At 38.5% G+C, this 25,256-nt stretch carries 20 protein-coding genes and 1 pseudogene; 15 read left to right on the top strand and 6 right to left on the bottom strand.

What is annotated here, in order from left to right; genetic code table 11:
* Window positions 1-118 precede the first annotated feature (118 nt).
* Window positions 119-631 carry a hypothetical protein gene (locus CA730_RS00580; protein ID WP_157749889.1) on the bottom strand — a complete coding sequence of 171 codons (513 nt, stop codon included), beginning with the start codon at window positions 629-631 and terminating at the stop codon, window positions 119-121.
* A gap of 133 nt (window positions 632-764) precedes the next feature.
* Entirely contained in the window at window positions 765-1,760 is a 996-nt protein-coding gene (gene ilvC, locus CA730_RS00575) for a ketol-acid reductoisomerase (protein ID WP_096662668.1), read from the bottom strand.
* 276 nt (window positions 1,761-2,036) lie between these two features.
* Between ilvC and CA730_RS00570 the strand changes: the two genes are divergently transcribed.
* Both CA730_RS00570 and CA730_RS00565 read left to right on the top strand, forming a co-directional pair.
* On the top strand, window positions 2,037-3,395 hold the full coding sequence (locus CA730_RS00570) for an NAD(P)/FAD-dependent oxidoreductase (protein WP_096662666.1): 1,359 nt from the start codon (window positions 2,037-2,039) through the stop codon (window positions 3,393-3,395).
* A gap of 184 nt (window positions 3,396-3,579) precedes the next feature.
* Entirely contained in the window at window positions 3,580-4,368 is a 789-nt protein-coding gene (locus CA730_RS00565; protein ID WP_096662664.1) for a DUF874 family protein, read from the top strand.
* 58 nt (window positions 4,369-4,426) lie between these two features.
* Here CA730_RS00565 and CA730_RS00560 read toward each other — a convergent pair whose 3' ends face one another.
* Complete coding sequence (locus CA730_RS00560; protein ID WP_096662662.1) at window positions 4,427-4,684, bottom strand: hypothetical protein; 258 nt, start codon at window positions 4,682-4,684, stop codon at window positions 4,427-4,429.
* Window positions 4,685-4,751: 67 nt separating this feature from the next.
* Here CA730_RS00560 and CA730_RS00555 point away from each other — a divergent pair, with 67 nt between their 5' ends.
* From CA730_RS00555 to CA730_RS00525, 7 genes are all read left to right on the top strand, one after another.
* On the top strand, window positions 4,752-5,354 hold the full coding sequence (locus CA730_RS00555; protein ID WP_096671183.1) for a DUF3318 domain-containing protein: 603 nt from the start codon (window positions 4,752-4,754) through the stop codon (window positions 5,352-5,354).
* A gap of 105 nt (window positions 5,355-5,459) precedes the next feature.
* Window positions 5,460-6,626, top strand: coding sequence for a pyridoxal phosphate-dependent aminotransferase (locus tag CA730_RS00550; RefSeq protein WP_096662660.1), 1,167 nt, complete (start codon window positions 5,460-5,462; stop codon window positions 6,624-6,626).
* 33 nt (window positions 6,627-6,659) lie between these two features.
* Window positions 6,660-7,307 carry a histidine phosphatase family protein gene (locus CA730_RS00545; protein ID WP_096662658.1) on the top strand — a complete coding sequence of 216 codons (648 nt, stop codon included), beginning with the start codon at window positions 6,660-6,662 and terminating at the stop codon, window positions 7,305-7,307.
* Window positions 7,308-7,479: 172 nt separating this feature from the next.
* Window positions 7,480-8,505, top strand: coding sequence for a glucokinase (locus CA730_RS00540; protein ID WP_096662656.1), 1,026 nt, complete (start codon window positions 7,480-7,482; stop codon window positions 8,503-8,505).
* A 47-nt stretch (window positions 8,506-8,552) separates the two neighbouring features.
* Window positions 8,553-9,308, top strand: a complete 756-nt coding sequence (locus CA730_RS00535; protein ID WP_096662653.1) for a YebC/PmpR family DNA-binding transcriptional regulator — start codon at window positions 8,553-8,555, stop codon at window positions 9,306-9,308.
* Between the two features lie 791 nt (window positions 9,309-10,099).
* Entirely contained in the window at window positions 10,100-11,977 is a 1,878-nt protein-coding gene (gene uvrC, locus CA730_RS00530; RefSeq protein ID WP_096662651.1) for an excinuclease ABC subunit UvrC, read from the top strand.
* A gap of 146 nt (window positions 11,978-12,123) precedes the next feature.
* Complete coding sequence (locus CA730_RS00525; protein ID WP_096662649.1) at window positions 12,124-13,398, top strand: tetratricopeptide repeat protein; 1,275 nt, start codon at window positions 12,124-12,126, stop codon at window positions 13,396-13,398.
* A gap of 2 nt (window positions 13,399-13,400) precedes the next feature.
* On the opposite strand, the gene CA730_RS00520 is transcribed toward CA730_RS00525, so the two are convergent.
* Both CA730_RS00520 and CA730_RS00515 read right to left on the bottom strand, forming a co-directional pair.
* On the bottom strand, window positions 13,401-14,945 hold the full coding sequence (locus tag CA730_RS00520) for an ArnT family glycosyltransferase (protein ID WP_096662647.1): 1,545 nt from the start codon (window positions 14,943-14,945) through the stop codon (window positions 13,401-13,403).
* 83 nt (window positions 14,946-15,028) lie between these two features.
* A complete protein-coding gene (locus CA730_RS00515; protein ID WP_096662645.1) occupies window positions 15,029-16,195 on the bottom strand; it encodes a pyridoxal phosphate-dependent aminotransferase in 1,167 nt (388 codons plus the stop codon).
* Window positions 16,196-16,691: 496 nt separating this feature from the next.
* On the opposite strand from CA730_RS00515, the gene CA730_RS25330 reads away from it, so the two are divergent.
* The 5 genes from CA730_RS25330 to CA730_RS00485 all read left to right on the top strand — a co-directional run bounded on the left by CA730_RS25330 (window position 16,692) and on the right by CA730_RS00485 (window position 22,617).
* Window positions 16,692-16,835 (top strand): protein kinase domain-containing protein, encoded by a 144-nt coding sequence (locus CA730_RS25330; protein ID WP_231939939.1) that lies wholly within the window; start codon window positions 16,692-16,694, stop codon window positions 16,833-16,835.
* 748 nt (window positions 16,836-17,583) lie between these two features.
* Window positions 17,584-17,949, top strand: a complete 366-nt coding sequence (locus tag CA730_RS00505; RefSeq protein ID WP_172891144.1) for a VOC family protein — start codon at window positions 17,584-17,586, stop codon at window positions 17,947-17,949.
* Window positions 17,950-18,031: 82 nt separating this feature from the next.
* Window positions 18,032-18,913, top strand: coding sequence for a ribosome biogenesis GTPase YlqF (gene ylqF / locus CA730_RS00500; protein WP_096662641.1), 882 nt, complete (start codon window positions 18,032-18,034; stop codon window positions 18,911-18,913).
* 627 nt (window positions 18,914-19,540) lie between these two features.
* Window positions 19,541-20,908, top strand: a complete 1,368-nt coding sequence (locus CA730_RS00490; protein WP_096671181.1) for an NAD-dependent succinate-semialdehyde dehydrogenase — start codon at window positions 19,541-19,543, stop codon at window positions 20,906-20,908.
* Window positions 20,909-20,973: 65 nt separating this feature from the next.
* Entirely contained in the window at window positions 20,974-22,617 is a 1,644-nt protein-coding gene (locus CA730_RS00485) for an acetolactate synthase large subunit (RefSeq protein WP_096662637.1), read from the top strand.
* Between the two features lie 35 nt (window positions 22,618-22,652).
* Here CA730_RS00485 and CA730_RS00480 read toward each other — a convergent pair.
* Window positions 22,653-22,859: pseudogene (locus CA730_RS00480) on the bottom strand (protoglobin domain-containing protein); the annotation flags it as partial.
* Between the two features lie 534 nt (window positions 22,860-23,393).
* Between CA730_RS00480 and CA730_RS00475 the strand changes: the two are divergent.
* Window positions 23,394-25,232 (top strand): bifunctional serine/threonine-protein kinase/formylglycine-generating enzyme family protein, encoded by a 1,839-nt coding sequence (locus CA730_RS00475; protein ID WP_096662635.1) that lies wholly within the window; start codon window positions 23,394-23,396, stop codon window positions 25,230-25,232.
* Window positions 25,233-25,256: the final 24 nt, after the last annotated feature.

Below are 25,256 nucleotides of genomic sequence, written 5' to 3'. Positions count from 1 at the left end.
AATGGGGGCGCTAATAAAATCCGCATTTATTAGACATCTTCGGTAAAGATTGTAGAGACGTTCCATGGAACGTCTCTACAGGGGTTTCATGCCACGCATATTTAATTTTCGGAGATGTCTAATCTAAAACTGGTACAGGAAATGAAAGGTTAACACTGTTTATTACAGAACCAAAGGTAGAAACTGGAGTTGTATTAACATTAAAATTGACATCTCCACTAGAAACAGGATTTTTAGAAGGTAGAACTACATTAATGTTAGATACAGTTCCTGATGTCGTAGTCGCCGCCGGAATAGCAATAGATGTACTTCCTGTCCCTGTGGAAATTTGAGGTGAATTACTGCCTTCTTTAATCACAGAAACAAAGCTAGGAGTTGTATTACCTGGTGTAGCGTTGATGCTAAAAGTAGTTGGTAGCTGAAATACTAATGGGGTTTCAATGGTTGGGTTAGGAACTGTAATGGTTGGCTTAGGAACTGTAATGGTTGGCTTAGGAACTGTAGTGGTTGGTAATTTGATGGTGGGAATAATTTGCGCCTGAACAGTTTCAGGTATTAAGGTTGATAGCAGGATAGTTAAGATCAACCCCTGGACTTTAAGACTAGTAATAGATTTGATTTTAATTGTCATGGCATTTAATCCTTTATTTACAAATATTGTTTTAACTTCTATGCAAATATTTGTCATATTTTGCTAACTATTTTCTGCATAAAAAAAGAATTTGGTAAAAGGTAAGAAATTACCAATTACCAATTACCCAAAATTACCCTTTCTTCAACCAGCTAAACATAGCGCGTAAATCCTTACCAACAGCCTCAATAGGATGTTCAGCTTCTTGACGACGCATAGCAGTAAAACCGGGTTTACCAGCTTGGTTTTCTAGAACGAATTCCCGCGCAAATTGTCCAGATTGAATTTCGCTGAGAATTTTCTTCATTTCCGCTTTAGTTTCGGCGGTGACAACGCGAGGACCACGAGTATAATCACCATATTCAGCAGTATTAGAAATACTATCGCGCATGGTAGCCAAACCACCTTCTACAACTAAATCAACAATTAATTTGACTTCGTGCAGACATTCAAAATAAGCGAGTTCTGGTTGATAACCGGCTTCTACCAAAGTTTCAAAACCCGCTTTGATTAAAGCACTCAAACCACCACACAATACCGCTTGTTCCCCAAACAAATCGGTTTCGGTTTCTTCCCGGAAAGTAGTTTCCAAAATACCAGCGCGTGTACCACCAACACCTTTAGCATAAGCCATAGCGCGATCGCGTGCCTGACCAGTGGCATCTTGATAAACTGCAAATAAGGCAGGTACACCTTGTCCTTGTTCATAAGTACGACGCACTAAATGTCCAGGGCCTTTAGGTGCAACCATGACGACATCAACATCGGCAGGAGGTACAACCTGTGCAAAATGGATATTAAAACCATGTGCAAAAGCTAAAACATTTCCAGCTTCTAAATTCGGTTCAATTTCGTTTTTGTAAATTGTTTTTTGGACTTCATCAGGTAATAAAATCATGATGAAATCAGCAGCTTTGGCCGCATCAGCAACATTTTTTACAGTCAAACCAGCAGCTTCGGCTTTAGCTGTGGACTTACTGCCAGGATATAATCCGACAATCACATTAACACCGCTATCTTTAAGATTCAGCGCGTGAGCATGACCTTGAGAACCATAACCAATAATAGCAACGGTTTTACCTGCTAAAAGATCCAAATTAGCATCTTCATCATAATACATACGCGCCATAGAAGCATCTCCTGTTTATAAAGGCTGTCATGAAATTGGCAGACTTATGATTGTATCGCAAATTGGGGAACAGGGAATAGGGAATAGGGAACAGGGAACAGGGGGGAATTTCTTTCTGACTCCTGGGTGGGCGCAGGCTCTGCGCCCCTACCTCCTTTCAATCCACCACTTTTCTTTTTTTTTAAGAAGTTCAAGATAAACAGAAATAATTGTGATAATTTTGATACAAATTTGTTAAGAATAGTTACAGCCCTGTAATGGAAGGAAATATTTTTTATGGTTGATCTAGCTGACAAAAAACCGGTTCATCAAGTCGTGATTATTGGTGGTGGTTTTGGTGGATTGTACGCCGCTAAGTCTATGGCTAAAGCCAATGTACAAATCACCCTGATTGATAAACGTAATTTTCACCTGTTTCAACCACTGCTGTACCAAGTCGCTACAGGTGCTTTGTCCCCAGCGGATATTTCTTCTCCCTTGCGTTCTGTCCTCAGCAAGAGTAAGAATACTAAGGTGCTGTTGGGTGAGGTGAATGATATTGACACTACCACCCAAAAGGTGATGGTAGGCGAGGAATCTGTCCCCTACGATACTTTAATTGTGGCTACAGGGGCAAAACATTCCTATTTTGGTAAGGATAACTGGGAAGAATTTGCACCGGGTTTAAAGACTGTAGAAGATGCCATTGAGATGCGTCGGCGAATATTTTCCGCATTTGAAGCCGCTGAAAAGGAAAGTGATCCGGTAAAACGCCAAGCTTTGTTAACTTTTGTAATTGTGGGTGGTGGTCCAACTGGGGTAGAATTGGCGGGGGCGATCGCTGAATTGGCAACTAAAACCCTGACAGAAGATTTCCGCAACATTGACACCTCAGAAACCAGAGTTTTATTGTTAGAAGGTTTAGATCGGATTCTTCCCCCTTTTGCCCCGGAATTATCCCACACAGCGGAAGCATCATTAAAGGCTTTGGGCGTAGATGTGCAAACCAAAACTTTGGTAACACATATTGAAAATGATATTGTGACGATTAAGCAAGGTGATGATGTCAAAGAAATTGCAGCTAAAACCGTGTTGTGGGCTGCGGGTGTGAAAGCCTCAGCAATGGGGAAAGTTTTGACAGATAAAACGGGAGTTGAGAGCGATCGCGCTGGTCGTGTTATGGTTGAACCAGACCTCAGTATTAAAGGATTTCCCAACATTTTCGTAGTTGGTGACTTAGCAAATTTTGCCCATCAAAATGATAAACCATTGCCGGGAGTTGCACCAGTCGCCATGCAGGAAGGCGAGTATGTGGCTAAACTCATTCAAAAACGGTTGAAAGGTGAAACATTACCCCAATTCAAATATGTGGATAGAGGTAGTTTAGCAATGATTGGGCAACACGCCGCAGTTGTTGATTTAGGATTTATCAAACTTAGAGGTTTCTTTGCGTGGTTTGTTTGGTTATTTATTCACATCTACTTCTTGATTGAATTTGATAATAAGTTAGTGGTGATGATTCAATGGTTGTGGAGCTATTTTACCCGCAATCGTGGCGCGAGATTAATTACAGGCAAGGAAGTTATTGCACCTGTACCAATTGCAAATAGTGATAATCAAACGCCAATTGTCACAAAAAAGCCGTTGAATGTGTAGTTTTATAAAGTGGGTTATTAACCCACTATCCAGAAGTGTAATCTCTAATTAGAAAGGAATGCGGGCTTATGGGAATACGCCCGTAAATCTTACCACGAATATTCAAAACCGTCGCTACCATTTTTAAACCGAATCATATTACTACATAATAGAAATAGAAATTCTATCTTTAGGATTGTTAAGAATGTATCAAACTGATCCGCCACTTTCCCCTAAAGAAACATTACCGACAATGTATGATCTTCCTAGCGAAGACCCGGAGGAACCTGGTTTGCCAGATCAATTTCATTTATTCCAACCACAATTATTAGCAGAAACATTCCGTCCCCCTAACTATCCTAGCGACCAAATATTTACAGGAAGTGATCTGAATCTTTATTATGATTTGCGTCATCCTTCATGGTATAAACGTCCAGATTGGTTTGCAGTCTTAGGTGTTCCCTCTCTTTATGATAAAAGAGATTTACGTTTAAGTTATGTAGTTTGGCAAGAAGGAGTAAACCCTCATATTATTGTTGAATTACTCTCACCAGGAACAGAAAAAGAAGACTTAGGGACAATATTAAGAGATGTAGAAAAACCTCCTGGTAAATGGGAAGTTTATGAACAAATTTTAAGAGTACCCTATTACGCCATCTTTGATCGTTATAAATCTGAATTTAGAATGTTTCAGTTAACAGGCGCTCGTTATGCTGAAGTAGACTTATCAGATTTCCGGTTTTGGATTCCCGAAATAGAATTAGGTTTGGGAGTGTGGCAAGGAAGTTATAAAAACGTCGAAATGCCTTGGTTACGTTGGTATGACAAAGACGGTAATTGGATATTAACCAGCACAGAGGAGGAAAGACAGAAAGCTGAACAGGAAAGACAAAAAGCTGAACAGGAAAGACAAAAGTTAGAACAAGAAAAGCAAAAAACCGAAAGATTAATTGCCCAACTTCGATCGCTTGGTGTTGAACCAGATTTAGAATAGATACAATCTCTCATCCTCTCGTTCCTAGTCTCTGGGTGGGAACGAGAGAAAAAAGCAGTTAATCCTGATTTTGATTTTGCTTAGATAAATCCGTCGGTGGTCTATCATTACTCCAAGCCCACCAGACATAACCGCAATGACAATGGTAGAATTCTTGCCACTTCCGACGACGTTCTGGGGTACTGACAGGCGATCGCCTATTTAACCACACATTAACAGCATCTCGACTACCAGCGTGGCATTTGGGACAATGGAATTGATAGGCGTGTACGGCTTGATTAGTCCATTCTGGTGGATTGGGATCAAAAGCGTCCATATAAATATAAAGTGGAATAGAGTGTAATCTTAGTAGTCATTGAATATACATAATTATAATGGGTGTTATGGAACCAAATATTGAAATTCGTCGGTTGTTGGATGTAATGCCTGCTTCTGGGCGAATGATGACTAAAATCGTCAGTAAACCAGAACAAAAACAGGTAATAGATGCAGCTTTTCCCCTGCCTTTGAGTCAAGCAAGACCAATATATATTAATTTCGATTTATGGCGACGGTTGACAAAACCCCAACGGGATTTACTCCTATTGCAAAGGGTATCCTGGTTAATAGGGGTGAAATGGTTAGAACCTAATATGTATCAAGGTGCGGTGTTAGCAGGGCTTGTGGGCGGAATACTCGAAGCAGTCCAAGCGGATGTGGTAGGTGTGGTAATAGCCTGTGGATTAAGCACTGTAGCGGCTATACGGATTTGGCGCACCAATAAATCCCAGGAGTCAGAATTAACTGCTGATACAGCCGCTATTAGAATCGCCCAAAGACGGGGTTATTCAGAAACAGAAGCTGCCCAACATTTGTTAACAGCTATTGAAGCAGTAGGAACAATAGAAGGGCGTTCTGGTTTAAATTTTAGTGAATTAATTCGTTGTCAAAACTTGAAAGTAATTGCTGGTTTATCACAAGTTGGTATCCCTAAAAACTATCAATAGATTTATAGCGAAGTAATTAAAATTTAGTCAGGGTAAAGCAAAAGCTAAACCCCTACCATAAACCAGCAATTTGGCATCAGAAATACTTTAGTGTTTTTAAGAGTTATGAATTATAAATTATCACGAATGGCAGCGATTCAATCGCCAATTATTCCGGTGGTGGGTGAATTAATTAAAAACTCTCCAGGAACAATTTCTTTGGGACAAGGTGTTGTCCATTATCAGCCACCAGCAACAGCCATAGAATTATTACCAAAATTTCTTGCTGAACCTAAAAATCATCTTTATCAACCCGTTGTTGGGATTCCTGAATTATTAACAGCTTTAACGGCAAAATTATCAATATTTAATGATATTGATATCAAGGAAGAAAACGCTATTGTGGTGACAGCAGGTAGCAACATGGGGTTTATAAATGCTATTTTAGCAATTACTTCTCCTGGTGATGAAATTATTTTAAATACTCCCTACTATTTTAATCATGAAATGGCGATTAAAATGGCAGGTTGTCATCCGGTATTAGTTGCCACAGATGCAAATTATCAATTAGTTCCTGAAGCTATAAAGGCAGCAATTACAGATAAAACCCGTGCAGTGGTGACGATTTCTCCGAATAATCCGACGGGTGTTATTTATTCAGAGACAGCATTAAAACAAGTTAATGAAATTTGTCGAGAAAGGGGAATTTATCATATTAGTGATGAGGCTTATGAATATTTTACTTACAACGGTGTAAAACATATTTCTCCGGGGGCATCTGCGGGCAGTAATAAATATACAATTTCTTTGTTTAGTTTGTCGAAAGCTTATGGTTTTGCTAGTTGGCGAATTGGTTATATGGTAATTCCTGAACATTTGTTAACTGCTGTGAAAAAAGTTCAAGATACTATTTTAATTTGTCCACCTGTGGTTTCTCAGTATGCAGCTTTGGGGGCTTTACAAGCAAAAGATGATTATTTAAAAGATAATATTGGGAGTATTGCTAAAGTTCGAGAAATAGTGATTAATTCACTACAATTACTTCAGGATTTATGTACAATTACACCAGCTAATGGTGCATTTTACTTTTTCTTGAAAGTGCAGACAAAAATGAATGATTTGGAATTAGTGAAAAAACTGATTCAAGAACACAAAATAGCAGTGATTCCGGGAACAACCTTTGGGATGGAAGATGGCTGTTATTTGCGGGTTGCTTATGGTGCGTTACCAGCAGATACAGCTAAAGCAGGTATAGAAAGATTAGTCAAAGGTTTGCAAAGTATCGTATTATAGCCACATAACAAAAATTAACATTCGGATTTTCCCATGAGTCAAATAGTTTGGATAGCAAGACACGCTAACCGCCTTGATTTCGTATATCCCGATTGGTTTCTAACCGCCGAAAGACGGTATGATCCACCTTTATCAGATGATGGGATGATTCAGGCGCAGCAGTTAGCAAAGCGACTTAAAGGGGAAAAAATCGCCCATATTTTTGCTTCTCCGTTTTTGCGAACTATCCAAACTGCGAATGCGATCGCCGAAGTTTTGGATTTACAGATTAAACTGGAAGTGGGTTTGAGTGAATGGCTTAATCCCGAATGGATGACTGAAGAACCCGAAAAACTCTCAACCTCAGCTTTAGTCAAATTATTTCCCAGAATTGATACCAGTTACACATCACGCATAGCCGCAAAATACCCGGAAACTCATCAACAGGTGCGGGAACGTTCGGCGCAAACTGCCAGGTGTTTATCTACTGAATTTTCCCCCCATGATATCCTATTGGTGGCGCATGGCGCGTCTGTCTTGGGTGCAGCAATGGGATTTGTGGGGGACATAGCCAAAAGTGAAGTCAAAGCTTCTCTATGTTCTTTGGTAAAAGTTGTCCGTCAAGATTCAGAATGGTTATTAGCACTCAAGGGTGATACGTCCCATTTGACGAAAATTGAAGAATTGGTGCGATTTGTGTAAATATTTAATGGGGATTTTCTCTAAATCACAACTGACGCTATAGCAGGAGTCAGGAGTCAGGAGTCAGGAGTTAAGAGACTTTTAACTTATGGCTTTTACTGTAGATTCTGTATCTCATTCAAGTGCATATCGCTACAACTGGGCAAAAGTAACCTACTAAGTGATAAATTTTATGACATTGCTACTGGCCGGAGACATAGGCGGAACAAAAACTATTTTGCGTTTGGTGGAATTTTCGGAAACACTAGGGTTAAAAACTCTGTATGAAGAGAGTTTTCGCAGTGGGGATTTTCCTGATTTAGTCCCCATCGTCCAAAGGTTTTTGACTACAGCTAACTCTAGCACACCAGAAAAGGCTTGTTTTGCGATCGCAGGACCAGTAGTGGAAAACACCGCCAAGTTGACCAATTTAGCCTGGTTTCTCGATACAAATCGTTTAACTCAAGAATTGGGTATTTTGTCAATTTCCCTGATTAATGACTTTGCGGCTGTTGGTTACGGCATTTTTGGGTTAACAAAACAGGATTTACTCACTTTACAAGTTGGTAAATATCAACCAGCAGCACCAATGGCTGTAATCGGTGCGGGAACTGGGTTAGGACAAGGATTTTTGATTAAACAAGACCATCAATATCAAGTCTTTCCTTCCGAGGGTGGACACGCAGATTTTGCACCACGTAATGAATTAGAATTTCAACTGTTGAAATATCTAGTAGATAAACATGATATTCAACGAGTTTCTGTCGAAAGAGTAGTTTCCGGGTTAGGAATTACCTCCATTTACCAATTTTTACGCGATAGAAACATAGCCACTGAATCACCAGAAATTGCCCAAGCAGTCAGAACTTGGGAACAAGAAGCACAGACAACCGAAAAAACCGTTGATCCAGGGGCATTTATTGGCGCTGCTGCACTCCAAAAAAGCGATCGCCTTTCCGAACAAACCATGCAATTATTTATCGAAGCCTACGGTGCAGAAGCCGGCAATTTAGCCCTCAAACTCCTACCCTATGGCGGATTATACATTGCTGGTGGTATCGCCCCCAAAATCCTCCCCTTAATGCAAAATGGTAGTTTCCTCTTGAATTTTACCCAAAAAGGCAGAATGGGTTCTCTTCTCGAAGAAATCCCCGTGCATATAATTCTTAATCAACAAGTGGGATTAATTGGTGCAGCTTTGTCTGCCTCTAGGTTATAATTCCGATCTATTCTATGTTTGAATAGAGAATAAGTATTTTTTTAATTATGGCAGGACATAGTAAATGGGCAAATATTAAACGTCAAAAAGCCGTAGTAGATGCCAGAAGGGGAAGTATATTCACCCAACTATCACGGGCAATAATTGTGGCTGCAAGAAACGGTATACCAGATCCAGCAGGTAATTTTCAACTCAGGACAGCCATTGATAAAGCCAAAGCCGCAGGTATTCCCAATGATAATATTGATAGAGCCATTGCGAAAGGTGCAGGTACTTTCAGCGATAACAGCATCCTCGAAGAAATTCGCTACGAAGGTTACGGTCCTGGTGGTGTCGCCATTTTAATTGAAGCCCTCACAGATAACCGGAATCGAACTGCGGCAGATTTGCGCGTCTCTTTTAGCAAAAATGGCGGAAATTTGGGAGAAACAGGTTGCGTAAGTTGGATGTTTTCCCAAACAGGAGTTTGTGTAGTCGAAGGTGTAATTGATGAAGACAAGCTTTTAGAAGCTTCCTTAGAAGGAAATGCCCAGTCTTATGAAATCATTGCAGAGGAAACATTTGAGGTATTTACAGAAATGGCAAATTTAGAGAAACTCAGCCAAACCTTAAAAGCAAAAAGTTTTAAAGTCACAAATATAGAATTGCGTTGGCTTCCTGGTAATCAGGTAGAACTTACAGATGCAGATCAAGCTAAATCTCTCCTCAAATTAATTGATACCCTAGAAGGGTTAGATGATGTCCAAAATGTGACAGCTAATTTTGACATGGCTGATGGTTTAATGGAACTAAGTATGAATTAGGGCTAAATCATTAACCTTCATAAAAAAGGCTTGGCGATTGACCAAGCCCATATATACCAAGTGTTTACCATAGTTGCTTAATTTACCTAAATTAATGCTTAAATTCATCTATCTATAGTATGTGTATCAATATCATTCTTCCCGCTGACTCCTATTCCTTTCGCAACACCTCAATAAGAAAAGGTTTAGCTTCATACTAAACCCTGATAAAAAGCAGTTATTCGACACACCGGGATTAATGTAAATCTACTTTTATTTTTCTGCATCTTCATATGGAGTGTGTTTAATTGTTTAAGGTTATGATACAGCAGCTTCAGCTATCAGCGGTCAGCAATTAGTGGTAAAAAGATTATTTTCAGTAGTTTTACCCCTGGATAGTGAAAAAAAATACTATAAAATCTGGAATATCAATCTCTATTATTGTATAAAAGTATGTATCTAATCCCTAGTAAATACACTATTTTGCAGATATCTCAACATCTAAAAACAATCATCAAGCCAAATTTTTGGGATTTTTTTTAGTTCTAGATCCATACCAATCTTTTTTAAGAGTAGCAAGACATTTTGGTTTAAGTGAACAAGACTTTAATATTATAGGTTTAGATAGTAATTTTACTTAAGAACACGCGGATTATATTAGTTTATTGTTGACGATTTTTCTATTAGCATTTCAATGGATTTATCAACTCAAACTATGGATTGAGAAGGGTCAAAAATCGGATATCTGGGTATTTTTAATTTATGGTTTAAAATCAAGATAGGTAACTAATAAAGTTATGTAAAATAAATCTGTGACTATATCTGAGCAAATCTTACCACTATACAAAAACCCAGAACGTTTAGAAAATCGTCTGGGAGAAATTCCCCCAGAACCCGGGGTTTATTTGCTGCGGGATGGCAGCGATCGCCTAATATATATAGGTAAATCTCGTAAATTGCGTTCTCGTGTCCGTTCCTATTTCCGCGACTCCACTAACAAGACGGAACGGATTAACACAATGGTTAAATTAGTGACAGAAATTGAATTCATTGTCACTGATACAGAAGCTGAAGCATTAGCACTAGAAGCCAATTTAATTAAACAGCATCAGCCATATTTTAACGTCTTACTCAAAGATGATAAAAAATATCCTTATCTGTGCATTACTTGGTCAGATGAATATCCGCGCATTTTCATTACTCGCAAACGTCAATTAGGGAAAGCCAAAGATAAATATTACGGTCCTTATACAGATTCCGGGTTATTACGAGAAATTGTCCATTTATGTAAAAAGATTTTTCCTTTACGACAAAGACCACAACCTTTATTTAAAGATCGTCCCTGTTTGAATTATGATATTGGTCGTTGTCCTGGTGTTTGTCAAAAATTAGTTTCCCCGGTTGAATATGCAAAAATTGTCCAAAAAGTAGCGATGGTTTTTCAAGGCAGAACTCAGGAACTAATTGATATTTTAACAGCACAAATGGAAACAGCAGCAGCAGAATTGAATTTTGAAACTGCGGCGAAAATTCGTGATCAAATTGTGGCTTTAAAATCCCTAAATGCTGCTCAAAAAGTCGCCTTACCTGATGATACAGTATCACGAGATGCCATAGCCTTAGCCGCCGATGATCAACACGCCTACATTCAATTATTCCAAATTCGCGCCGGTCAATTAGTGGGACGGTTGGCTTTTGTGGCTGACTCCCACCCTGAACCGGGAGCAATTTTACAACGAGTTTTAGAAGAACATTATCAAACAGCAGAAAGTGTAGAAATTCCTAGCGAAGTTTTAGTACAACACGATTTACCAGATAGTGAAATTTTGTCCGATATCTTAACAGAACGCAAAGGTAGAAAAGTCACAATTTTCAATCCTTTGCGACAAAGTAAGGCAGAATTAATAGAAATGGTGGGAAAAAATGCCCAATATGAATTACAAAGAATGCAAAAATTGGGTGATAGTAATTTGCAAGCAACCCAAGATCTAGCCGCTATTCTCGACTTACCAGATTTACCCAAACGCATTGAAGGATATGATATTTCTCATATTCAAGGGACTAATGCAGTAGGTTCGCAAGTCGTATTTATTGATGGTTTACCAGCCAAACAATATTACCGACATTATAAAATTAAAAATCCTGATATTACCATTGGTCATTCCGATGATTTTGCTAGTTTAGCGGAAGTTATTAATAGACGGTTTCGTAAATATATTGAAGATCCCAAATTAGCAAGATTAGGTAATGCTGACTGGCCTGATTTAATTATGATTGATGGTGGTAAAGGTCAACTATCTGCCGTTGTGGGTATTTTAATGGAAATGAATCTATTCGCAGATTTACGGGTTGTCAGTTTAGCCAAAAAACGAGAAGAAATCTTTTTACCCCACTCATCAAAACCTTTAGAAACAGACTCAGAACAACCAGGAGTCCAGTTATTACGAAGATTGCGAGATGAAGCCCATAGATTTGCGGTGAGTTTTCATCGTCAGCAAAGAAGTGATAAACTAAAGCGATCGCATCTAGATGAAATTCCCGGTTTGGGACAAAATCGCCAAAAGTTGCTATTAGCGCATTTTCGCTCTCTTGACTATATTCGTGAAGCTACAACTACACAATTAACTGAAGTTCCCGGAATTGGTTCACGGTTAGCGCAAGATATTTATGACTATTTTCACCCTGTTTAAATATATTTTTTAAGAGATACGAACCACTCCAGGCACAGAGGACTCAGAGGAGGTAGGGGTAATTCATGAATTACCCCTACTGGTAGATTAACTCTTGACTCCTGCTGTATTATTAATCAACGTTGTAAATACCATAGTGTTACCAGATGAAAGTTAGCCTTTGCATGATTGTTAAAAATGAGGAAATCACTTTACCAAAGTGTCTAGGAAGTGTTAATAATTTTGTTGATGAAATTGTAATTCTTGATACTGGTTCAACTGATAAAACACCCCAAATCGCTCAACAATTTGGAGCTAAAGTACATCATTTCACCTGGGATAATAACTTTAGTTCGGCTCGAAATGAAGCTTTAAAATATGTAACAGGTGATTGGATTTTAGTTTTAGATGCTGATGAAAGTTTGACATCAGAAATTATCCCTTTACTCCAATCAGTTATTAGTAAAGAAGAGTATCTGGTGATTAATCTGGTGCGTCAAGAAGTTGGTTCAACACAATCACCTTATTCTCTGGTTTCTCGACTATTTCGCAATCATCCAGATATATATTTTGATCGCCCTTATCATGCTTTAATTGATGATAGTGTCACCGCAATTCTCACTCAAGAACCACATTGGCAAATTGGTTATTTACCAGGAGTAGCAATTCTGCATACAGGTTATCAAAAAGCTGTAATTAATGAACAGAATAAATATGCTAAAGCCGCAGCCGCAATGGAAGAGTTTTTTGCCAGTCACCCCAATGATGCTTATGTATGCAGTAAATTGGGAGCTTTGTATATGCAAATGGGGAAAATTGATGCGGGTATGGAGTTATTAAATCGAGGATTAAATCAATTAATTGGTAATCAGGTTAATGAAGAAAAAAAAACGTTAAATAAATTTAAACATTCGCAGTCACAGGAATTTGCAGTTGATTTTGATGAAGATATAAATTACGATATTTTATATGAATTACATTACCATTTAGGAATTGCCTACACGAATTTACAAAATTTATCCCCAGCTATTTCTCATTATCAAGCTGCGGTGAAATTGCCTATCTATCCCCTTTTGAAATTAGGAGGATATAATAATTTAGGAAATTTACTCAAAAATGTAGGAGATTTACCAGAAGCAAAAATTGCTTATGAAACAGCCATAAAAATTGATCCTAATTTTGTAACAGGTTATTATAATTTAGGCATGGTATGCAAAGCAATGGGGTTATTTAGTGAAGCTATTGATGCCTATAATAACGCCATTAATTTGAATCCTGATTATGCAGAAGCTTATCAAAATTTAGGGGTTGTGCTGTTGAAAATTGGTGATGTTTCCGGTAGTTTAGAAGCTTTTGAATATGCTATTTCTCTCCATGAATTATATAACCCCGAAGAAGCAAAACGACTTTATCAAGGTTTAAAGGAAATGGGTTTGATTTGATTTTAGGTTACTTTTTTAACAAATAGAACCCGATCATTTCTTTCATAGATTTTATACCAAATTCTATCTTTATCATTAACTTGATATATTTCTTGGGTATTGATAATCTCTTGATTATCAATGTTTCTAAATTCATATTTACCAACTTTTTTAATTTCTTTATCTGGCTGAATTTCCAGATGATTAATTAACTTTGGATCATATTTTGCATAAAATAGATAATAGATATATGGCTGATTTATTTGATTATCAATGACTATTTTATTAAATCTATCCTGATTAATAATTACATAATTCATGAAATCCTTAATTCCATATTGGAACATTTCTCTAGTCAGGGTTTGTTGAGGATATCTATGAAAATAAACATAACTAAAACTAGGAATATTCATTATTCCTAGAAAGATCACAATCACAATCAACTTCTTTTTTAGTTGGATATCTTTTATGGAATCAACTATTATTTTTAACCCAAAAATCACAAATATAATAGTTAAAGGTAATCCATGAATCATTCTTAATGTATGGTAATATGTTTCTGTTAAACTGGCAGGAATTGGGGCAATAAAAAGCCATGCAAGTAATAATAAGATGATCTGACGATGTGGATAAGTTAAACTATCTTTCTTAAAAGCTAGAGTAAAACATCCCAGAATTCCTATATAAAAAAATACTGATAGAAAATCATAATTAGCACCAAAGCCGGGAACTCTCTGCATAACATTAGAATCACTAATACCAAAGTTAAACTCTGGTGAAAAATAGCTCAAATATCTTAATAAAAATTTCCCAAAAATAATAAATATATTTTCTTCTTGACCAAAAATTGAAACAATCTTAAACCTACCGTTGTATCTATCAGGATCAGCAAAAGTTAATAAATATATTGGCGATACAAAAATGATATAACTTAATAAAAACATGGTTATTTTAGTGATATTCTTACGCAAGAAAATTATCATTAATGCTATTAATAGAAGTGGCACAAATAATTTTTGACTTGGGTAAGAATAGGTTAGTATTCCTGCACAAATGGATGCTATAATTAACCTATAAGATTGTTTTGGATTGTTTTTAACAGCCCATAAAAATACTGTCATAAATAACAGCATAAAAAATGGCACAATGCTGGGAGGAATAGCCCATCTGGAAAGGGTGATATGCCAGGGTATAATTGCCAGAAGAAAAGCAGCTATTAAGGCTAATTTTTTATCATTAAGAACTTGTAGACTAAATAAGTATATAAGAACGACCGTACCCACTCCTAATAAGGCAACAGGTAAGCGGATCGAAAATTCTGATAATCCGAATAATTGTACAAAAGGAATTGTGATATAAGTGATAACAGGTGATACCCAATCACCAAAAGATTCCAACATAATTGGCAGAAAATTCCCATGATGATCCCGCATGGTAGCAATTAGGGAGTATGCGTCATAACCATTTATGGCTTCATCTTGATTTAACGCAATAGGATTATTAGCAAGATTATATATTCTCAGTAATAGAGAAATCGCAATTATTAACACCAAATAGACATTATTCATATTGATAATGCACCCTAAAAAAAGTCACTGATACCGAAAACTCAAAACTTTTAAGTCTTGAGTTTCGGGAATTAGAAATTATGCTAAATCCGAGAACGGACGAATTTCTCTAATCTATCCATTCCCTTTTCAATCGTTTCCATATCCGTAGCATAGGAAAGACGAATGTTTTTATCAGCACCAAAAGCGACACCGGGAATCAGTGCAACTTGATGAGATTCCAGGATAGCGTTGCAAAATTCCAGGGATTTCAAACCAGTTTTACTGATATCCGGGAAGAGGTAAAAAGCACCGTCTGGTTTAGGACAACTCAAACCCGGAATAGTGTTGAGTCTTTCAAACATCACCTGACGACGTTTAGCAAAAGCTTGACGCATTTCCTCTACACAGTCTTGGGAACTTTCCAAAGCGGCGATCGCTCCATATTGAGCAAAAGTACACACATTTGATGTACTATGTCCTTGAATGGTACTAGCGGCTTTGATAATTTCCAATGGTCCTGCTAAGTAACCCAAACGCCAACCTGTCATTGAGTAACCTTTAGCAAAACCGTTACTAATTAAGGTGCGAGAAAAGATTTCCTCACCTAAAGAACCTATGCTGATATGTTCTGCACCATCATAGAGAATTTTTTCATAGATCTCATCAGATACAACATAGATATCTGCATCAACTATTACCTGCGCCAGAGCCTTAATTTCCCCTGGCGTGTAGACCATCCCTGTGGGGTTAGAAGGGGAGTTAAGGACAAATAACTTTGTTTTTGGGGTAATAGCTTTTTTTAGCTGTTCCGGGGTGATTTTGTAGCCATTGGAAGCGTCTGTTTCCACAATCACAGACTTACCACCAACTAATGTCACCATTTCGGGATAACTTAGCCAATATGGTGCAGGGATAATTACCTCATCACCGGGGTCAATCAATGCCACAATCAAATTATACAGAGAATGCTTACCGCCATTGGTGACAAGGACATTCTCTGACTTATAATTAAGACCATTATCATTTTTTAGCTTGTGAGCGATCGCTTCCCGTAATTTTGGTTCTCCAGCGGCTGGACCATACTTGGTTTTACCTTCATCCAAAGCCTTTGCGGCTGCGGCTTTGATATGCGCTGGGGTATCAAAATCCGGTTCACCCGCGCTAAAACTACAAACATCTATACCCTCGGCTTTCATAGCCTTAGCTTTAGCTGCGATGGCTAAGGTGATGGAGGGTGTTACCTGACTTACTCTTGCTGCCAGCTTCATTCTACTTTAATTTCGCCAATATCCTTTCTATCTAAGGATATCCCAGAATCATATCCGATATTTGCCCTTTCTAAATTCTTTTCTCACCCAGGTGGGGACAATTTAATTTACTTCAAGACTTGACAAGACGAAAATTTTGGTTTACACTAATGTTAAGAGTAGAAATCCGTTCGCGCATATATAGTAAATTTTTGGATTGTCTGAATCAGGACACCCTTTGGGAAGTCAAAAGTCAAAAGCAAGAAATTGGAATAAGTGTTTAAAGTGGGAAGTTGGATTTTAGGAAAAACCAGACTTTGCGGAAAGACAAAAGAGGTTTAGAAAAGAAGCCTTAGATTTATCAAAATGCTATCATCCCCATATTGTCCAAGTTTACGACAATTTTCCCGAAGATGGACTTTGGGCGATCGCAATGGAACACATTGACCGGGATGATTTAGCAGCTTATGTGGAAAGCTATACTGCTGATAATGGTTACTTGTCAGAAACATAAGCCTTGCGCTACATTGACCAAATCGGACAAGCTTTAGAATGTGTTCATGAACGGAAACTTTTACACCGAGATGTCAAACCCAGTAATATTTTGTTGCGACGGGAAAGCAAGGAAGGTGCTTGTGCTTCCTTACGGTTTACTAGTTAAATTAAGAGAATTTTATCTTATTTTTTTCAAAATGAGAATTGCTGGGACAAACCACCTGTGGTTGCGCCAAATACCGGGGTAGGCAGGGGGGTGCTACCTCACAAGGGTAGGTTTTTAATATTGTCTGTGAAGGCAAGACTGGGAAGACTTGGAGGGAACGTAGACAAGGAAGATTTTATCCGCACAATAGTCTTTTAACGGTGTGTTATTGTTGCCAAAAAACATCATCCTGTAGGGTTTTCCTCCCTTGTCACCTTGTCCACTTTGTCGCCCAAGTCTTGCCCTCACCGTAAAAAACCTACACCTGTCAGGGGGGCGCTACCCCTACATTCAATCCAAATGTTTTATATGCTTACTGAGCATAAATAAATACGTATTGCTTAGTAAGTAGTACGCAGAAGATGATGTTTTCTGAGAAAAAAGTCAGCGATCGCTCACAGTTGTGCAAGACTAGAAAAAAGAGGCGTTGCTGATAGCCTGCGTGGCGTTCGCGGTAGCGTGCCGGAGGCATTAGCCATATTGAGGTATGAAATTCCCAAATTGAATCTTTAAAACTCAAACCTCAGTGCGTCTTTGCTACGGCAGTCGCTCATGGGGGAAACCCCCAAGACCGCGCTGCCTCGCCTTTGCGTGAGACTAAAATTCATACCCTTAATCAGCAACGCCTTATTTTCTTGCGCCTGAACTCCTAAACTCCTGAATTCTGCGGCAACTGCGCTTTTGTGACAAATCTATGGTAAAAATAAATATGCAATATAATAGTGTCATCGTTACCATAGCCACAGTTAATTTTGATAATATAGTCAGCTTCTATACTCAATTACTAGAACAAAAACCACAGAAACTCATTCCCAACGTCTATGCTGAGTTTCACATTTTTGGGTTAAAGTTAGGTATTTTTATACCTAAATCCACAAACGAGCCAGAATTTTTTGTTAATTCCCAAAGTCCGCTCAGTTTATGTTTGGAAGTGAATAATTTAGAAACTGCCATATCTCACCTGACATCTTTAGGCTGTACCTCGCAAAGAGAAATTTCTGTAGCTTCTCACGGACAAGAAATTTATGCCTACGACCCCGACGGCAACCGTCTGATTTTACATCAATCTCATTAAGAGGGAACAGGGAACAGGGAACAGGGAACAGACAAGAGGTCTAATTAATGACAACTGACCACTGACAACTAACAAACAACAAATGTCAATCACACAAAATTACAAATTAAATCTGATTCAATGGTATCCCGGACACATTGCCAAAGCTGAAAAAAATCTCAAAGAACAGCTAAAACGGGTTGATGTGGTTTTAGAAGTAAGAGATGCCCGTATTCCTATAACTACAAATCATCCCCAAATGAATGAATGGGTGGGAACAAAAGCCAGGATATTGGTACTCAACCGGGTGGATATGATTTTGCCACAAGTGCGATCGCGTTGGATAGAGTGGTTTAAAAATCAAGGTGAAGTTCCATATTTTACCAACGCCCAACATGGTCAAGGTGTCACCGCCATAGCCAAAGCCGCCCAGGCAGCGGGTATTGAACTTAACCAACGCCGCACGGATAGAGGAATGTTGCCTCGTCCCGTCCGGGCTGTCGTCATTGGTTTTCCCAATGTCGGTAAATCCGCCTTAATTAACAGGTTGATAGGAAAACGAGTCGTAGAAAGTGCCGCCCGTCCCGGTGTTACCAGACAACTACGGTGGGTGAGAATTTCCGAACAATTACAATTATTAGATGCCCCTGGTGTCATTCCCGCCAGACTGGACAGTCAAGCTGCAGCAATCAAATTAGCTATTTGTGATGATATTGGTGAAGCAGCTTATGACAATCAACTCATAGCCGCAGCATTTGTAGATATACTGAACGAACTTCAGGAAACACATTCTCATTCATTACCACCACATCCATTACTGTCACGGTATGAGATAGATTCCATCATCTATACGGGAGAAGACTATTTACAAGTCTTAGCAGAACATCGTTATAAAGGTGATGTAGAACGCGCCGCCAGACAAATGATCACCGATTTTCGCAAAGGACTTCTGGGTAATATCTCTTTAGAATTACCACCATTTTAACTACTAATTTGTATCCGTACAATTGATATTTTCAAAATTAGCATTGTTCTTCCAGCCAAAATCACTGCTTAAGAGGGTGTTTGAAAAGTATTAGATGAAACCGATAATCTCCAGAAACCTAACCCCCCCTTCTCACAAGGGTAGGTTTTTAATATTGTCTGTGAAGGCAAGACTGGGAAGACTTGGAGGGAACGTAGACAAGGAAGATTTTATCCGCACAATAGTCTTTTAACGGTGTGTTATTGTTGCCAAAAAACATCATCCTGTAGGGTTTTCCTCCCTTGTCACCTTGTCCACCTTGTCGCCCAAGTCTTGCCCTCACCAGAATGTAAAAAACCTACACCTGTCAGCTTCCCCCCTTCCCTACAAGGGAATGGGGGTTTCAAAGCCTCTCCCCGCACCTCTCCCTAACCCTCTCCTAAGAGGAGAGGGAAAAGGAATAACATTTAATACTGGAGAGGTTTGGAGAGGGGTTTATTTATACATTAAAAACTTTTCAAACATCCTCTTAATGACAAATTATTTTCATTATTTTCTCTCCAAGTCAATTTTCGTGTTAGCTTCTGTAAGGAATGTGTGTAAGACTGGTAAACTACCTCAAACTATTTTTTAATGGGGGGTCAGGTTATGGCTATAGCTACTATTAATCCCACCACTGGGGAAACGCTCAAAACTTTTGAGCCACTGAAAGATACAGAAATTATTACCAAGTTGGATTTAGCAGGAAAGTCTTTTGCGGGATATCGTCAGACGAGTTTTGTAGAGCGATCGCACTGGTTAGAACAAGCAGCAACTATTTTAGACCAAGAAAAGGCAGATTTAGGGAAATTGATGACGTTGGAGATGGGTAAACCATTAAAAGCGGCGATCGCAGAAGTTGAAAAATGCACCTTGGTTTGTCGTTATTACGCCGAAAATGCCCCCAATTTTCTCGCTGATGTCCCCATTGAAACCGATGCCAGTCATAGTTTTATAAAATATCAACCTTTAGGGGTAATTCTCGCCGTCATGCCTTGGAATTTTCCATTTTGGCAGGTTTTTCGGTTTGCTGCACCTGCACTTATGGCGGGCAACGTAGGACTACTCAAACACGCCTCCAACGTGCCACAGTGCGCCCTGGCGATCGAAGATATTATCAACCGTTCCGGGTTTCCCAAAGGTGTATTTCAAACATTGTTAATTCGCGCTGCGCAAGTTGCCAATTTGATGGCTGATGATCGCGTCAAAGCTGCTACTTTAACAGGTAGTGAACCAGCAGGTATATCTCTGGCGGTTGCATCTGGAAAACAAATTAAAAAAACTGTTTTAGAATTGGGGGGCAGTGACCCATTTATTGTTTTAGAAAGTGCCGATTTAGAAACAGCAGTTAGCACCGCAGTAACAGCAAGAATGTTAAATAATGGACAATCTTGTATTGCTGCGAAACGCTTTATTATCGCTGAATCCATTGCTGATACATTTGAAAAACTGCTGTTAGAAAAATTTCAAGCTTTGAAAATTGGTAATCCAATGGCAGCAGATACAGATTTAGGACCATTGGCAACTCCTGATATTCTCCAAGAATTAGACGAACAAGTTAAAAATGCCGTAAAAAGTGGTGGAAAAATCCTCACAGGAGGACATCCTTTAACAGAAATGCTGGGGAACTTTTATCCGCCCACAATTATCATAGATATTCCTGTAGATACACCAATTGCCCAAGAGGAATTTTTTGGTCCGGTGGCATTATTATTCCGAGTTCCTGATATCGAAGCGGCAATTAAATTAGCTAATGATAGTCCCTTTGGTTTGGGTGCGAGTGCATGGACAACAAATACAGAAGAACAAAATCGCCTAATTCAAGAAATTGAAGCCGGTGCAGTATTTATTAACAGCATGGTTAAATCTGATCCCCGTCTACCTTTTGGTGGCATTAAACGTTCTGGTTACGGTAGGGAGTTGAGTATTCAAGGTTTACATGAATTTGTGAATGTGAAAACTGTTTGGGTTAAGTAAGGAGTCAGGAGTAAGAAAGAAGGAAATTACCAATCACCAATTACCAATTACCAATTACCAAAATTATGAATACCGCAGAATTGTTAGTACAGTGTTTAGAAAATGAAGGAGTACAATATGTTTTTGGACTTCCTGGTGAAGAAAATTTGCACGTTTTAGAAGCTTTAAAAAATTCATCAATTCAATTTATTACTACCCGTCATGAACAGGGTGCAGCCTTCATGGCTGATGTTTATGGGAGATTAACAGGAAAAGCCGGAGTATGTCTTTCTACCCTTGGACCTGGGGCAACTAATTTAATGACTGGGGTAGCAGATGCTAATTTAGATGGTGCGCCATTAGTGGCAATTACTGGGCAGGTGGGAACAGATAGAATGCACATTGAATCCCATCAATATTTAGATTTGGTGGCAATGTTTGCCCCGGTAACAAAGTGGAATAAACAGATTGTGAGACCGAGTATTACACCCGAAGTTGTGAGAAAAGCCTTCAAGCGATCGCAAACAGAAAAACCTGGTGCAGTTCACATTGATTTACCAGAAAATATTGCGGCCATGCCCGTAGAAGGCAAACCTTTAAATAAGGATAATAGCGAAAAAACCTATGCTTCCTTTGCCAGCATTCGCGCCGCCGCCGGGGCAATTTCCCAAGCCGTTAATCCTATCATTTTAGTCGGAAATGGGGCAATTCGCGCCAAAGCTAGTGATGCTGTCACGCAATTTGCTACGCAAATGAATATTCCTGTTGTCAATACTTTTATGGGTAAAGGAGTCATTCCCTATACTCATCCCTTAGCACTTTGGTCTGTGGGATTACAACAACGAGATTTCATTACCTGCGGCTTTGATAATACAGATTTAGTCATAGCCATTGGCTATGATTTAATTGAATTTTCTCCTAAAAAATGGAATCCAGAAGGAACAATTCCCATTATTCATATTGCGGCTACTTCTTCGGAAATTGATAGTAGTTATATTCCCCAAGTAGAAATAGTTGGTGATATTTCTGATTCTCTTAATGAAATATTGAAATTAGCAGAAAGACACAATAAACCCAATCCCTATTCTATTGGCTTGCGTGCTAACATTCGTGCTGATTACGAAGAATATGCCAAAGATGATGAATTTCCCATTAAACCGCAAAAATTAATTTATGACTTGCGGCAAGTTATGGGACCAGATGATATTGTCATTTCTGATGTGGGCGCACATAAAATGTGGATTGCTAGACATTATCATTGTCATAGTCCCAATACTTGCATTATTTCCAATGGTTTTGCCGCTATGGGTATTGCTATTCCCGGTGCATTAGCCGCAAAATTAGTTCATCCAGATCGTAAAGTTGTCGCTGCCACTGGTGACGGTGGTTTTATGATGAATTGTCAGGAATTAGAAACAGCTTTGCGAGTCGGAACACCATTTGTTACCCTGATTTTTAATGACGGTGGCTATGGTTTAATTGAATGGAAACAAGAAAATCAATTTGGTCCAGGTAACTCATCTTTTGTCCATTTTGGTAATCCTGATTTCGTCAAATTTGCCGAAAGTATGGGATTAAAAGGTTATCGCGTCGAATCAGTTGCGGATTTCGTTCCCTTACTTAAAGAAGCACTCGCGCAAGATGTACCAGCAGTCATAGATTGTCGGGTAGATTATCGAGAAAATCGCCGTTTTACCAAAAAAGCCGGCGAATTAAATTGTCAAGTTTAAACATTGTAGGGGTGGGGTTTCCCTGCCCTGAATGACTAATTTATTGATGCTGCACCTGTACTAATCAAACGTTTTAATAAAGCGGATGACCAACCAGTTTCTTTTAACACAGCCGAGGCAGAAACATCAACATAAGACTGTTCAATAAAAGCTAAATCAATCATACAAATTCACCCTAAAGCCTCTTTTAAATCTTCTGATTTGCCCTCAGATTTTAGCTTCTTGGCTACTTCATGAATTACGAGTCATCCTTAATATCAGTATTTTTTGATGTGCCTGTCTTGTGGATAGCTTTATCTATCTATATTTAAAGTAAATCAAAAATTTGAGAAAGTTGTGAGAATAGTTATGAAATGATACATATTTGTAGCAATTATCGGGCAGCTACTCAGTACGGAGTCCGTAGAGGAAGGGAAAAAGCCAGAATCTGTGCAACAAACATGACAGATTTTTCTTACTGATAATGTTATTTATAAATAAATCATCTGAACTATGAGTTTTATGCTTTATGTGATGAAGATGATTTTTAATCATCATCTGAACTGTGATTTAAATCAAATCCATTATAGTTCTGACAATTAAGAATGGGAATCTGTAGGCGTATATAGAGTCAGATTTGGAATTAATTAAACTTTCAATGCTTAAATTTTTTCACTTTCCCCACACAAACTAATTTAAAGTTTGACTAATTTTTTTCGTAACAGCAATAAATCTCATTTTGACAACTTAATAAGATTGGGGATGAATTTGGACAAGACGCTATTTTCTCAACATTCATGCAAATTTGCCAAAATCCCAATTGTTCCAACCCCTTCAACCCGAAAACCTCTAAATCTTGCCTGAGTTGTCAAGAAAGTAACTTTGGGGAAATGCTGCGAAACCGTTACCGGGTTTTGAGGTTATTAGGTGAAGGTGGATTTAGCAGAACCTACGCTGCTGAAGATGTAGATAGACTGAATGCACCTTGCGTCATTAAGCAATTTTTCCCTCAAGTTCAAGGAACTGGACAACGTGCTAAAGCAGCGGAATTTTTCAAAGAAGAAGCCTTTAGACTGTACGATTTGGGCGAAAACCATGCCCAAATTCCCCGACTTTTGGCTTACTTTGAACAAGGTTCTAGTTTGTATTTAGTCCAGGAATTTATTATTGGGAAAACTCTTCTCGAAGAACTACAAAATCAAGCTTATGATGAAACCCAAGTTCGGCAACTTTTAGCTGACTTATTACCAGTTTTGGATTTTGTTCATAAACATAATGTAATTCACCGCGATATCAAGCCAGAAAATATTGTGCGTCGGGATACTGATAAAAAACCCGTATTAATTGATTTTGGAGGTGCAAAACAAGTTACTCAAACCAGTATAGCTAGACAAGCAACAGCTATTTATACCCTTGGTTATGCCCCAACAGAACAAATGGCTGGGTTTGCTTGTCAAGCAAGTGATTTATATGCCTTGGGTGTAACTTGTGTACGGTTATTAACTCAAGATTTACCATTACAAAATGATTATGGACAACTTCAAGATCATCTTTATGATGCCATGAATGCTAAATGGTTATGGGAAGAAAGGTTACGCATTAAAGGCATTACTATTAGTGATGAATTAAAGCAAATCTTAGATAAATTACTCCAACATTTTGCTAGTGATAGATATCAGTCAGCACTAGATGTTTTAGATGATTTGAACTTTCCTAAATCTCCCGTAGCGATCAAATTTTCTGCCTTTCCTAAACCACCATTAATACCTCAACCTCCCAAAAAAATTACCGTTCCTTTACCCCCTTTGTACAACTTTGATTTTTATGTCATTACCGTAGACACTTCTGGCAGAGAAGTTAACCGTGATAGACGGAATACTAAATATTTCAAAGAAGAACTAGGCAGGAATACAACCTTAGAAATGGTATCAATTCCCAATGGAACTTTTATCATGGGTTCTTTGAGTTGTGAAAGTGATGATGATGAACGTCCTCAACATCAAGTTATCGTTCCACCCTTTTTTATGGGGAAATATCCTATTACTCAATTACAGTGGAGAACCATAGTAGCTTTACCTCAAGTTAAACAAGAATTGCACCCTAATCCATCAAAATTTAAAGGTGCAAATTTGCCTGTCGAAAATGTTTCTTGGTATGAAGCTGTAGAATTTTGTGCCAGATTAGCAATTAAAACTGGGAGAGAATATCGTTTACCCAGTGAAGCTGAATGGGAATATGCTTGTCGGGCAGGAACTACCACATCTTTTCATTTTGGAGAAACAATTACTTCTGATTTAATTAACTGTAGCGGTAGCGATACCTATTCTATAGAACCAAAAAGTAGATTTCGTAAAGAAACAACTAATGTGGGTTATTTTGAAGTTGCGAATGCTTTTGGTTTATATGATATGCACGGATTAGTCTGGGAATGGTGTGCAGATCCTTGGCATAATAACTATCATGGCGCACCTACAAATGGTAGTGTCTGGGAAAATGGAGGTGATAAACATCGTCGCGTTTTAAGAGGTGGTGCATGGAATTTTAGCGCGGAACTTTGTCGCAGCGCTAGTAGAAGTTGGAATGAAGCAGACGGTGGTTTAAGAATGTGTGGCTTTCGGGTAGTATTTTCTGTTTAAATTGAATTAGTAGTGAGGACTTTA

This window comes from Dolichospermum compactum NIES-806, from assembly GCF_002368115.1.
Taxonomy (GTDB): Bacteria; Cyanobacteriota; Cyanobacteriia; order Cyanobacteriales; family Nostocaceae; genus Dolichospermum; species Dolichospermum compactum.
This window is presented reverse-complemented; position numbering and strand designations above follow the sequence as displayed.